The organism is Cryobacterium mannosilyticum, from assembly GCF_004402705.1.
Lineage (GTDB): Bacteria > Actinomycetota > Actinomycetes > Actinomycetales > Microbacteriaceae > Cryobacterium > Cryobacterium mannosilyticum.
Genome location: NZ_SOFM01000052.1, coordinates 24,219 through 36,813, shown reverse-complemented (window position 1 = coordinate 36,813; position 12,595 = coordinate 24,219). Strand labels below are relative to the sequence as shown.

Below are 12,595 nucleotides of genomic sequence, written 5' to 3'. Positions count from 1 at the left end.
CCGCGTCAGGGGAGGCGCCGGCGTGGGCGGCGGAGCCACACGAGAGCGGCACCAGCGAGGATGAGCGCCGCCGCCATGGCCGCCCCACCGAGGTCGACGCCGGTGGGGGCCAGGTGCGGCTTCGCGGGGACGCCCGGCGCGGCCGGACCCGGCTGGGCTGGTGCTGCCGCGGGGGCGATCACGATCGAGTACGTTGCCGTCGCGGCGGGGTTGCCACCGGTGTTGTCGTCATCGGCGACGGAGATGACGACCGAACTGGTCCCGGCGGCCGAAGGTGTACCGGCGATCACGCCGGTCGCCGAGTCGAGGATCAGGCCGTGGGGGAGAGATCCGCCGATGATCCGGAAGACGGGGTCGAAGAGGCCGGAGGCCGTCAGAATGAAGCGGTACGCGCTGCCGACGAGGCCGCTGGACGGCGGCCCGGAGGTGATGGCCGGCAGGTCGGCGAGCACGGTGACGGTGCTGCCATCCGTGCTGCCCACGTAGGCGCGGTGCGTCCCCGGGTCGACGGCGACACCGTAGGGCGCGTTGGGCACCGGGACGGTCGCGGTGACCGTGTTGGCGGCGGCGTCGATCACCGACACGGTGTTGCCGTTGATGTTGGTGACGAAGACGGTCCGGTTCGGGTCGACCGCGACCCGGTACGGGGCGGTGCCGACAGCGATGGTGGCGGTCACGGCGCCGGTGCTGCCGTCGATGACCGAGACGGTGTTGTCGCCCGCGTTCGTGACATAGACGGTGTGGCTGGCCGAATCGACGGCGACCCCGTAGGGGAACGCCCCGACCGGGATGGTGCCGACGATGCTGGTGCCGTCGAGCACGGTGACCGTGGCGTTGTCCGCGTCCGTGACGTAGGCGGCATGACTGCCGGTGTCGACGGCGACTCCCTTGACGTTGGTGCCGACCGTGACGCTGCCCGTGACCGACTCCGTTGCGCCGTCGACCAGAGTCACCGTGCCGCTGTCCGGGGAGGTGACGTAGACGGCCCTGGTTCCGGGGTCCACGGCGACCTGGTCGGCGGGGAAGCCGAGGTCGATCGTGCCGGTCACGGCATCCGTCGCGCCGTCGATCACGGAGACCCGGTTGTTACTGGTGACATACACGGTGTGGGTCACCGGGTCGACAGCGACGCCGGTGGCTCCTGAGGGGAGGGGAATGGTCGCGGCGACGACCCCCGCGTCGATGACCGACACCGCGGCGGGAGAGCCGGCGGCGACGTAGACGGTGTTCGTGCCCTCGTCGACGGCGACGCCGAACGGGTTGAAGCCCACCGGGATGGTGTCGGCGACTGCCCAGGCCGCGGAGGCGGCCTCGAGTGCGACCGGGGCGACGACCATCGCGCCGGCCAGGGCGAGTGCCGCGCCGGCCCGGAGCCCCAGACGACCGGCGGAGGGTGTGCGCATGGAGTCTCCCGTCGTCCGTGGGGACAGCCGTCGATGGGGACAGTAGTCGCCCAGCGGGCGCTCCGATAGGGACGGGACCCCCCGAATGCGGGGCGTACGGGGCGGCGCGGCCGGCGGCATCCGTCGCGGCGCACCCTACGCAAGCGGGCGCACGCTTTGCGGTGCGCCGGCTTCCCGAGGGTGCGCCGCGACCGGGTCCGCCTCAGATCTCGGAATCGTCCAATCGTCCAGCCAGGTCAGGGCGCGCGTCGCGATCCTGCCGAGCGCTGCTCGCATCGGTGCCGGAACGCGCGGCCCCGGTGCGCTCGGGCGGAGCCGCGGGGCGGGCGGGCTGCGGTCGTTGAACGGCGAGTTCGCCGCCGAGCCGGCCGCCGAACGGTCGACCGTGGTCGGCGTATTCCTCCCGGAAGTAGGCCATTCGCCACGGCCCCATTTCGATCCGGGCGCCGGTGCGCAGAATCTGGCCGCCGCCGTGCGGCCGAACCTCCTGCTTCGTGCCGCCGGCCACCGGGCCGAGGGGGAACAGGACGTATTCGTCGTTCCGGTCGTGCCGGATTTCGGCGTGCACCGGTTGCAGACCGTCCAGCCGGAGGTCGCAGTCCGGTCCGGACCCGATCGTGGTGACCCCGGGCAGCAGATCGAACTCTCGCGGTGCCTGTCCGTTCCAGTTCTCCGAGCCGACGACGAACACCAGCCGAGGCCGTCCGGCACCCGGCGCGTAGTGCGTCGTCGTGATCCGGCGGCGGATCCGCCGGTCGAATGTCGGGACCAACGGGAACAGGGTCGACGGCGGCAATGGCACGGTGGGCAGCGGTGGCGCCCCCCGGCGCCGGGACCGCCGCCGCAGCAGCGGCGTGAGTGCGGCCCGGCTGCCCAGGACGATATGGGACGACCCGGTCAGGACCCGCTGGAGCGGGGGTGACGTCACCGCTCCCACGCGAACGATGAGGCCGTTCGGGCCGCTCAGCGACACGGTCAGGCCGCGGTCGGCGAGATCGGCCGCGATCCGGCGAAGGTCCTTCAGCCTGACCGCCGAGGACACGAACAGCTCGGGCTTGCCGGCGAAGATCTCCACGTCGAGGCCGGCGGCCTTGACCGTGCCGGACATCGTCTCGACGGTCGGCGTCGGCACCGCCGCACCGGCCGCCCTCTGGTCCGCCGTGGTCGAGGGAGGCGGGCTCGGCTGGACCAGGGAGAAGGCCAGGTCGATGTCCAGCCGGGTGGTCGCGGTCATGGCTACTGGGGGAGGGATTCGGCGCCGGCGTTCTCACTCGTGGTGACGCGCAGGGTGCCGTTGAGCTTCCAGGTCGCCCGCGGTGCGTCGGGTCCGATGTCCCGCGGCACCTCGACGGTCATGTCGATGAAGCTGTAGTTGATGACGGCACTCTTGCCGGTGAGATAGGACCACATCTCCTTGCCGAGGTCGGTCCAGTCCTGGATGCTGTGGGCCCCGGGTCCGTTCGCGCCGGTTTCGGCGGGCGAGGTCTGGTCTGTGGTCGAATCGTTGGTCACGGTGCACTCTCTTTCGGTTTCACCGGGATGAGACTGGCTCAGGCAGGTGCGGAACCGTCCCGGATCCGGGTCCGTCTGCTCCGGCAACCAGCTGCGCCACTGCCTGCCGTGACGCCAGAGTAGTTGAGGCCCGACCGCCCGGAGCGAATCCACAGCAGGCTCTCAGGACGACACCGTCGGAGGGTTCGGTTAGCCTCGGGGGAGCACCCCTGGAGGCCACCGTGTTCCTACTCGATCCCGGCACCATCGTCTACTCGGCGAGCGACCTCAGCGCCGCCGCCGGCTGCGAATGGGCGCTGATGCGCAGGCTCGACGCGAAACTCGGGCGGATCGACCCGATCGCCGAGACCGCCGACGCCATGCTCGCGCGCACCGCCGAGCTCGGCGATGCCCACGAACTGCGGATGCTCACCCGGCTGCGGGAGACCCGCCAGGTCGTCGAGATCGAACGCCCCGCCCTCGCCGAGATCGGCTCCGCCGTGCGAGCGAGCGAGGCGGCGCTCACCGGTGGCGCCGAGGTGGTCTTCCAGGCCGCGTTCTTCGACGGCCGGTTCCTCGGCTACGCGGACTTCATCATCCGCTCCGACGACGGCGCGAGCTACGAGGTGTACGACACGAAGCTGGCGCGCAAGGCGAAGATCACCGCGTTGCTCCAGCTCGCTGCCTACAGTGACCAGCTCGAACGGATGGGCATCCCGACGGGGGAGCAGGTACACCTCCTGCTCGGCGACGGGCGCACGAGTTCGCACCGGCTGCGGGACATCCTGCCCGTCTACCGCACCCGCCGGGCCAGGCTGGAACGCCTCGTCGACGACCGGCTCGCCGACACCGGGCCGACCGAGTGGGGCGACCCGCGCTACACCGCCTGCGGGCGCTGCGACCTCTGCGACGACCAGGTGCAGCAGCACCGCGACGTGCTGCTCGTGGCCAACCTGCGGCTCAGCCAGCGCGCGAAACTGCGCGCCGCCGGCGTGGCGACGATCGAACAGCTGGCGGCGGCGGTGGGCCCGGTCCCCGGCCTTTCGGATGCCACGCTGCACACGCTCAGCGAGCAGGCCAGGCTGCAGGTCACGTCGGCCGGCGCCGACCGGCCCGTGAACTGGGAGGTGATCAACCCGCTCGCGCTCCAGGCGCTGCCGGCACCCGACCCGGGCGACATCTTCTTCGATTTCGAGGGCGACCCGCTGTACCAGGAAGACGCGGGCGAGGCCGGCCAGGCCGGCGTTGTCTGGGGGCTGGACTACCTCTTCGGCCTGGTCGAGCCCGACGACACCTTCCGCTCGTTCTGGGCGCACAGCCACGCCGACGAACGCCGGGCACTGGTCGAGTTCCTGGACTACGTGCGAGCGCGGCGGGAGCGCCATCCGGGGATGCACATCTACCACTACGCCCCCTACGAACGCACCCACCTGCTCACCCTCGCGGCCCGGCACGGAGTGGGCGAGGACGCCGTCGACGGCCTGCTCAGGGACCACGTCCTCGTCGACCTCTACCCGGTGGTGCGGCAGGGCCTGCGCATCGGCAGCCGCAGCTACTCGCTGAAGAAGCTCGAGCCGCTTTACATGGGCAGCGAGGAGCGCGAGGGCGTCGCCAACGCCGCCGACTCGATCACCGAGTACGTGCGGTCGCGCGAGCTGCTGGCGAACGGCGACGCGGATGCCGCGGCCGACGTTCTCGCCGACATCGCCCGGTACAACGCCTACGACTGCCGCTCCACCCGGCGGCTCCGCGACTGGCTGCTCGAGCGCGCCGCCGAGAGCGCGGTTCCCGCGGCGGCGGCCGCGGAGCCGGCCTTCGACCTTCCGGTGCGCGAGCCCGACCCCGTCTACCTCGAGCTCACCGACCTCCTCGCCGCGGTGGCGCCCGCCGATCGGAGCACCGACCAGACCGCGCTCGCCCTGGCCGCCGCCGCGATCGACTATCACCGGCGGGAGCAGAAGTCGTTCTGGTGGGACCACTACTCGCGCCTCGGTTCGCCCGTCGACGAGTGGGCCGACACCCGCGATGTGCTCGTCGTGGACTCCGTCACCGTGCAGACGGGGTGGCACCGGGAGGGCCGGCAACGCCTCGACCGGCGTCTGCTGCGGATCTCGGGCGCGCTCGCCCCCGGCAGCTCGCTCAAGGTCGGACAGAACCCGTTCCTGCTCTACGACCCGCCGTATCCGCCGATCCGGCCCAGCGCCGAGCCGGGCGCGCGCACCGCGCACGACAAGGCCACCATCGTCGAGGTGATCGACGAGTCGGTGTTCGTCGTCGAGGAGATCCTCGAGCGGGACGCCCCCACCCACCACGAACTGCCGATCGCGCTGACCCCCGGCACCCCGCCGCCGGCCGGCAGCCAGGTCGGGGCGATCTCGGAATGGGGCCGGGCCGTGCTCGGCGCCTGGCCGGAGCCGCTGCCGGATGCCGCGTTCGACCTGCTCCGGCGCCGGCCGCCACGGCTCCGGGCCGGCCCGGCCGACGCGCCCGGAGGCACCGCGGAGCACGGCCTCGCCCGGCCGCGGGACGGCGACGTGCAGCCGGCAATCCTGGACAGCCTGTTGCGCCTTGACCGTTCCTATCTCGCGGTGCAGGGACCGCCCGGCACCGGCAAGACCTACGTCGGGTCGAGGGTGATCGCCGACCTCGTCGTCAACCACGGCTGGACGATCGGCGTTGTCGCCCAGTCCCACGCCGCAGTGGAGAACATGCTCCGCGCGGTGCTCACCGCCGGCGCAACGGTCGGCCTCGACCCCGACCGGGTCGGCAAGAAGGCCAGGAAGGGCGAGGAGAACAAGCCCGTTCCGTGGGCGCTGCTCGACACCCGGACCTTCGGCGCGTTCACCGGCCGCCCCGGCGGCTGGGTGGTCGGCGGCACGGCCTGGGACTTCAGCAACGCCGACCGGTTGCCACGCGGGTCCCTCGACCTGCTCGTCGTCGACGAGGCCGGCCAGTTCTCCCTGGCCAGCACGATCGCCGCGGCCGTGTCGACGGAGCGGCTGCTGCTCCTGGGCGATCCGCAGCAACTGCCGCAGGTGAGCCAGGGCACCCACCCGGAACCTGTCGACGAGTCCGCCCTCGGCTGGCTGAGTGACGGGCACCGGGTGCTCCCGGCCGAATTCGGCTACTTCCTCGCCACCAGCTGGCGGATGCACCCCGCGGTCTGCGCTCCCGTCTCGGCGCTGTCCTATGAGGGCAAGCTGCTCTCGCACCCGTCGGACCGCAGCCTGGCCGGGGTGACTCCCGGACTGCACCCGCTGCCGGTGGCACATTCCGGCAACGCGACCTCATCGGTCGAGGAGGCGGAGGAGGTGGTCGGGCTCGTGGCCGACCTGCTGGGGCGACCCTGGACATCCGCGGGGGTCACCGCGACGCTCGGGCAGCACGACGTGATCGTCGTGGCTCCGTACAACGCCCAGGTGGAACTCCTCCGCGGCAGGCTGAAGGCGGCCGGTTTCGGCCTGGTGCCGGTCGGGACCGTGGACAAGTTCCAGGGGCGGGAGGCTGCGGTCGCGATCGTCTCACTCGCGGCGTCGGCCGCCGAGGACGTGCCACGGGGCCTCGAGTTCCTGCTCCTCGCGAACCGGCTGAACGTGGCCGTCTCGAGGGCGCAGTGGGCGGCCTGGCTGGTCTATTCGCCAGCGCTGACCGAGTCGCTGCCGACCAGCGTCGACGTGCTCACCCAGCTGAGCGCGTTCATCACGCTGGTGACCCCCGCCGGGTCGTAGCGGGGCGCCGGGCCTGGCCGACCGGGACAGGCCGGCCAGGGGGAACGGCCGGGTGTTACTCGGCGTCGAGGTCGGTTTCGAGGATCTTGACGAGGGCTTCGAGGGCCTCGTCGGCGCCCTCACCCTCGGCGCGGAGCACGACGACGTCTCCGTTGGCGGCGCCGAGGCTCATCAGGCTCAGGATACTCGAGGCATCCATTGCGTCTTCGACCGGGTCGGCCTCGAGGCCGATGGTGACCTCGATCGGCAGTTCGCCGACGGCCGCGGCGAAGATGGACGCGGGGCGGGCGTGCAGGCCCACCCTGCTGGCGATGGTGGCTTTACGTTCGGACATGGTTTCTCCTCATTTGGTGCTCGTCGAGTTGTGCCCGGCGATCGTGGGGCGGCGCGGTGCGCCGCGAAATGGTGCGTCGGGGCTCAGAGGCCCAGCTTTTCGAGGATCGGCAGCTCGGCGCGCACGCGGGTGCGCGCTTCGTCGGCGTTCCGGGCCGAGAGAGCCAGCTCGGCCAGGCGCTTCGCCTCGTCGAGGGTGACGCTCTTCAGCACAGCGCCGACGGCGGAGAGCGACCGTGCGGTCATCGAGAGCGTCGAGACGCCGAGACCGACGAGCACGACGGCGAGCACGGGGTCGGCCGCGGCCTCGCCGCAGACGCCAACGGGCTTGTTCTTGCCCTGGGCGATCGAACCGGCGACGGTCAGCTTGATCAGATGCAGCACGGCCGGCTGCCACGGCGAGTTCAGCGCGGCAAGGGTGCCGAGCTGACGGTCGGCGGCCATCGTGTACTGGGTGAGGTCGTTCGTGCCGAGACTGACGAAGTCGACCTCGCCGAGGATCCGATCCGCGAGCAGCGCAGCGGACGGCACCTCGACCATGACCCCGGGGATCTTCAGCCCGGCGACGCGGCACATCGCGGCGAAGTCGGCGGCCTCGTCGACGGTCGCGATCATCGGCGCCATCACCCACACTTCGGCGGGGGAATCGGTGGCCGCGGTGGCGATCGCGGTGAGCTGGCGCTTGAGCACGCCGGGGGTGGTCAGGTCGGTGCGGTAGCCGCGCACACCCAGGGACGGGTTGGGCTCGGTGGTGTCGGTCAGGAACGGGAGGGGCTTGTCGGCGCCGGCGTCGAGGGTGCGCACGACGACCTTCTTGCCCGGGAAGGCGTCGAAGACGCCGCGGTAGGCGACGACCTGCTCGTCGATGGTCGGTTCGGTGTCGCGCTCGAGGAAGCAGAACTCGGTGCGGAGCAGGCCGACGCCCTGGGCGCCGAGCTCGGCGGCCTTGACCGCGTCCACGGCGCCGCCCACGTTGGCGAGCAGGGGCACGAGGTGCCCGTCGGCGGTGCTGCCCGTGCCGTCGAATACGGCGAGGGTCTCGGCGGCGAGCAGCCAGGCCGCAACCAGCGCCTGCTCGTCGGCGCCGGGGTTGACGCTGACGGTGCCGGCGGCGCCGTCGACGTAGACCTCGGTGCCGTCGACGAGTTCGTCGACGCCGGGGGCGGCAACCACGGCCGGCAGGCCGAGGGCGCGGGCGATAATGGCGGTGTGCGACTGCGGGCCGCCGCCGGAGGTGACCAGGGCCAGGACCTTCGCCGGGTCCAGGGTGGCGGTGTCGGCGGGGGCGAGGTCCTCCGCCACGAGAATAAAGGGTTCGGTGGATTGCGGGATCCCGGGCGCAGGCACCCCGCGCAGCTCCGCGACGATGCGTGCGCGAACGTCGAGGACATCCGTGGCCCGGTCGGCCATGTAGCCGCCGAGATTGTGCAGCATCTCGGCGACGGATGCGCCGGATTCCCAGATCGCCCGCTCGGCCGAGGTGCCGGTGGCAATGAGTTTCACGGCCGCCTTGATCAGCATGGGATCGGCTGCCATCAGCGCGGTGGCCTCGAGGACTGCCTTGCTGGCACCCGTTGCGGCCGCGGCGCGCCCCTGGAGCTCGGCTTGCACGACCTTCGACGCCGCGCGCAGACTGGCCGTGGCCTCATCCGCTGTCGTCGAGGACGACATGCGCTCACCGACGGGGGGTTCGCTGACCGGTTTCGGCATCTGTCGGACGGAACCGATGATCCGTCCTGGGCTGACGCCAACTCCAGAGAAATTCTGCACGGGATAACCTCTTTCATGCGCAGCGATTTGCCCACGCTATTTCATGCTACGCGTCGGCCGCCGTGCTTGTGACACGGCGGCCGACGTGATGGTTACGCGTTGACGAGTGCGGGGGTCTCCGCGTCGACGCTGGACTTCCTTACTGCGTACCGCTTGAGCACGATCACGACGAACGCCGCGACGACGGTTCCGATCGCGATCGCGAGGGCCCAGAGCGGGAAGCTGTCGATGGCGAAGAAGACGAAGACTCCGCCGTGCGGGGCCTTCGAGGTCACTCCCCAGGCCATCGACAGGGCACCGGTGACGCCGGCGCCGATCATGCTGGCCGGGATGACCCGGAACACGTCGGCCGCGGCGAACGGGATGGCGCCTTCGGAGATGAAGGATGCCCCGAGCAGCCAGGCCGCCTTGCCGTTCTCACGTTCGACCAGGCTGAACAGCTTCTTGTCGACCACCGTGGCCAGGGCCATGGCGAGCGGCGGAACCATTCCGGCGGCCATGACCGCGGCCATGATCTGCCACGGCGCCTGGTTGGCGATGGTGGCGGTGCCGAGGCCGGCGACGGCGAACGCGTAGGCAACCTTGTTGACCGGGCCGCCGAGGTCGAAGCCCATCATCAGGCCGAGGATCAGGCCGAGGATGATCGCCGATGCGCCGCTCATGCCGGTGAGCCATTCGTTCAGGTTCGTGGTGATCCAGGCGATCGGACCGCCGAGCACGAGGAACATCAGGCCGGATGCGACGATCGAGGCGACCAGCGGGATGATGACGACGGGCATCAGGCTGCGGAGCCAGCGCGGAACGTCGAGCCTGGCGAAGCTCGCTGCCGCGACACCGGCGAGGAGACCACCGGCGATGCCGCCGAGGAAGCCCGCGCCCATGAAGCCCGCGACGGCGCCGGCGACGAAGCCGGGCGCGATCCCGGGGCGGTCGGCGATCGCGTAGGCGATGTAACCGCCGAGGGCCGGAACCAGGAAGCCCATCGACAGGGCGCCGATCTTGAAGAAGACCGCGCCGAGGTAGATCAGCAGTCCACCCTCAGGGAGGTTGAACAGGCTGTTCTGCAGCACGACGACGTCGGCGACCTTGGTGATCTCGTAGCCGCCGAGCAGGAAGCCGAGGGCGATGAGGAGACCTCCACCGGCGACGAACGGGATCATGTAGCTGACACCGGTGAGCAGCGCACGTTTGACCTTCTGGCCGAAGTGCTCGTTCTTGGTGTCGGCCTCGACGACGCCGACGTTGCCGCCGACGCGACGCGCGTTCGGGTTCCTGGCTGCGGCAAGCGCGTCCTGGATGAGCTTGGCCGGTTCGTCGATGCCCCGCTTGACCGGGGCCTGGATGACCGGCTTGCCGGCGAAGCGCTCCCGTCCGCGCACGTCGACGTCAACGGCGAAGATGACGGCGTCGGCGGCGGCGATGACGGCCGGGTCGAGCATGGTCAGGCCGGCGGAGCCCTGCGTCTCGACCTGCAGATCGACGCCGGCGGCCTTGGCCGCCGCGACCAGGGAGTCGGCAGCCATGTAGGTGTGCGCGATTCCGGTGGGGCAGGCGGTGACGGCGACGATGCGCTTGACCGACGACGACGAGCTGGAGCCGGTGCCGGCGTTGGCGTTGCCGGCGGCGGCCGCGCCCGCGCCGACGGTGACGGGGGCGATGACGTTGGTGACGAGTTCGACGATTTCGGCCGGCGACTTGGCGGCGCGCAGGGCGGCGGTGAAGTCGCTCTTCATCAGCGAACGGGCGAGCTTCGCCAGGATCTTCAGGTGTTCCTGGTCGGCTCCCTCCGGCGCGGCGATCAGGAAGACCAGGTCGGCCGGGCCGTCCTTGGCCCCGAAGTCGACGGGCGAGGTCAACCGGGCCAACGCCAGCGTCGGCTCGGTGACCGCGGAGGAACGGCAATGCGGGATGGCAAGGCCGCCCGGGATGCCGGTAGCCGTCTTCGCCTCGCGGGCGAGGGCATCCGCGTAGAGGCCCTCGATCTCGGTGGCCCGGCCGGCGCCGACGATCAGCTCGGCAAGATGCCGGATTACGCTCGAGGGAGCGGCTCCGAGATTCTTATCCAGAGCAACAAGCTCCGGCGTGATCAGTGCACTCACTGGACATCCTCCTTTGGATGGGTAACAAGCGACGTCACGGTGACATCGCCTGGTCTGGTTTGGTTCACTGCCGGCACGGTCGAGCCGGGCAATGACGCGGCTGCTGCCCCGTGGGCGGCGGCCTGACGAAGGGAGTCGGGCGCGGATGCCCCGGCAATGGTGCTGAGCAGGAATCCGGCCAGCGACGAATCTCCGGCGCCGACGGTGCTGGCGGCGATCATCGGCGGCGTCCGGGCCAGCCAGGCGCCGGCCTCGGTCACCAGCACGGCGCCCTGGGCGCCGAGGGTGGCCAGCACGGCCCCGACCCCGGCGGCGACGAGGCGTTCGGAGGCCCGGGCGACCAGCGCCGGGTCTGCCTCGAGCGCGTCGGCATCGGGGATTCCGGTGAGTTCGGCCAGCTCCTCGCCGTTGGGCTTGATCAGGTCGGGGGCCGCGGTCACGGCGGCGACCAGCGGTGGGCCCGACGAGTCGACGGCGACCTTGGGGGCGGCGGCGCCGTAGCGGACCCGCAGCTGCCGGGTGATGTCGGCGTAGAAGTCCACCGGCACGCCCGGCGGCAGGGATCCTGCCAGCACGAGCCAGTCGGCGCCCTCCGCCTTCTCCAGCACCAGGGCGATCAGCGCGTGCTGCTGTTCGGTGCTGAGCAGCGGTCCGGGAACGTTGACCTTGGTCGTGGTGCCGTCGGGTTCCGTGATCGCGACGTTGCTGCGAATGGCGGCGCCGATCGGCATGCCCAGGTGGGGGATCCCGGCCGCGCGAAGGCCCTGCAGCACGGGGTCGAGTTCATCGCCGGGCAGGATGGCGAGGCTCGGGAGGCCGGATGCCTCGAGGGCGCGGCAGATGTTGACGCCCTTGCCGCCCGGTTCCTCGGATGAGGACACGGCCCGCTGCACCTCGCCGCGGACGAGCGGCCGGTTCAGTCCGATCGTGCGATCCAGGCTCGGATTGGGGGTAAACGTGATGATCACGCGATCACAACCTCAACGTCGGCCGCGGCGAGGGCCGCGGCAAGTTCCAGTGATGGGGGAGCGTCCGTGATCAGCACGTCGATTTCGCCGAGGGCCGCAAAGCGGAGCAGGGTTTCCTTGTCGAGCTTGGAGGAATCGGCCAGAGCGACGACACGCCGGGCCGAACGGACGATGGCTGTCTTCACGGCCGACTCGACGGCATCCGGGGTGCTGAAACCGAACTCGGCGTGCACGCCGTTCGCGCCGACGAAGCCGATGTCGGGGCGCAGGGCGTCGAGCTGGGCGATGGTGCTCGGCCCGACGACTGCCCGGGTGAGACCGCGCACGCGACCGCCGAGGATGTACAACTGGATGTCGTCGTTACCGGCCAGCTTCGTGGCGATCGGCACGGCATTGGTGATGACGAGGAGCTCGTCTCCCGGATCGGCCGGGGCCCAGTCGACGAGGAGGTCGGCGAGGAGTTCGGTGGTGGTTCCGGCGTCGAGCAGGATCGAGCCGGTCTGGCTGGCGGGGATCAGCGTGAACGCTGCGGCGGCGATCCGCACCTTCTCGTCGTGGTGCTGGGTCTGCCGTTCCTCGAGGCTCTGCTCGGACATGCTCAGCCGGTCGAGGGCCACCGCGCCGCCGTGGACCCGGCGCAACTGGCGCGCGCCTTCGAGGGTGTCGAGGTCCCGCCGCACGGTCTCCGGGGTGATGTCGAAACGGGTCGCAAGTTCGTTGACCGTGACCCGACTCGAACTGGAGACCAGATCGATGATCAGGGCCTGACGCTCTTCCGCGAACATGAGACCTCCTCCTCGACG

At 71.0% G+C, this 12,595-nt stretch carries 9 protein-coding genes; 1 reads left to right on the top strand and 8 read right to left on the bottom strand.

The features are described from left to right. Positions 1-5 precede the first annotated feature (5 nt). From E3O32_RS17035 to E3O32_RS17025, 3 genes are all read right to left on the bottom strand, one after another. On the bottom strand, positions 6-1,403 hold the full coding sequence (locus E3O32_RS17035) for a putative Ig domain-containing protein (protein ID WP_166790893.1): 1,398 nt from the start codon (positions 1,401-1,403) through the stop codon (positions 6-8). Positions 1,404-1,605: 202 nt separating this feature from the next. Then, on the bottom strand, positions 1,606-2,637 hold the full coding sequence (locus E3O32_RS17030) for an FHA domain-containing protein (protein WP_174776532.1): 1,032 nt from the start codon (positions 2,635-2,637) through the stop codon (positions 1,606-1,608). Between the two features lie 2 nt (positions 2,638-2,639). After that, positions 2,640-2,843, bottom strand: coding sequence for a hypothetical protein (locus E3O32_RS17025; RefSeq protein ID WP_134511045.1), 204 nt, complete (start codon positions 2,841-2,843; stop codon positions 2,640-2,642). A gap of 293 nt (positions 2,844-3,136) precedes the next feature. Between E3O32_RS17025 and E3O32_RS17020 the strand changes: the two genes are divergently transcribed. Further along, entirely contained in the window at positions 3,137-6,622 is a 3,486-nt protein-coding gene (locus E3O32_RS17020; protein WP_134511030.1) for a TM0106 family RecB-like putative nuclease, read from the top strand. 55 nt (positions 6,623-6,677) lie between these two features. Here E3O32_RS17020 and E3O32_RS17015 read toward each other — a convergent pair whose 3' ends face one another. The 5 genes from E3O32_RS17015 to E3O32_RS16995 all read right to left on the bottom strand — a co-directional run bounded on the left by E3O32_RS17015 (position 6,678) and on the right by E3O32_RS16995 (position 12,577). Next, positions 6,678-6,956, bottom strand: a complete 279-nt coding sequence (locus E3O32_RS17015) for an HPr family phosphocarrier protein (RefSeq protein ID WP_134511029.1) — start codon at positions 6,954-6,956, stop codon at positions 6,678-6,680. A gap of 83 nt (positions 6,957-7,039) precedes the next feature. Then, entirely contained in the window at positions 7,040-8,725 is a 1,686-nt protein-coding gene (ptsP, locus tag E3O32_RS17010) for a phosphoenolpyruvate--protein phosphotransferase (protein WP_134511028.1), read from the bottom strand. A gap of 92 nt (positions 8,726-8,817) precedes the next feature. Further along, the gene (locus tag E3O32_RS17005) at positions 8,818-10,824 is read right to left on the bottom strand and encodes a PTS fructose transporter subunit IIABC (protein WP_134511027.1); all 2,007 of its coding nucleotides are present in this window, start codon (positions 10,822-10,824) and stop codon (positions 8,818-8,820) included. Next, on the bottom strand, positions 10,821-11,792 hold the full coding sequence (locus E3O32_RS17000) for a 1-phosphofructokinase family hexose kinase (protein ID WP_134511026.1): 972 nt from the start codon (positions 11,790-11,792) through the stop codon (positions 10,821-10,823). The genes E3O32_RS17005 and E3O32_RS17000 overlap by 4 nt, the downstream gene beginning before the upstream one ends. Continuing rightward, positions 11,789-12,577 carry a DeoR/GlpR family DNA-binding transcription regulator gene (locus E3O32_RS16995; RefSeq protein WP_134511025.1) on the bottom strand — a complete coding sequence of 263 codons (789 nt, stop codon included), beginning with the start codon at positions 12,575-12,577 and terminating at the stop codon, positions 11,789-11,791. Before E3O32_RS16995 ends, E3O32_RS17000 begins: the two co-directional genes overlap by 4 nt. Between the last annotated feature and the right edge of the window lie 18 nt (positions 12,578-12,595).

What these genes read in the sequence shown, in the direction of transcription:
- E3O32_RS16995 (WP_134511025.1), bottom strand. Translation starts at nt 12,577, where the DNA reads ATGTTCGCGGAAGAGCGTCAGGCCCTGATCATCGATCTGGTCTCCAGT.
- E3O32_RS17035 (WP_166790893.1), bottom strand. Translation starts at nt 1,403, where the DNA reads ATGCGCACACCCTCCGCCGGTCGTCTGGGGCTCCGGGCCGGCGCGGCA.
- E3O32_RS17030 (WP_174776532.1), bottom strand. Translation starts at nt 2,637, where the DNA reads ATGACCGCGACCACCCGGCTGGACATCGACCTGGCCTTCTCCCTGGTC.
- E3O32_RS17015 (WP_134511029.1), bottom strand. Translation starts at nt 6,956, where the DNA reads ATGTCCGAACGTAAAGCCACCATCGCCAGCAGGGTGGGCCTGCACGCC.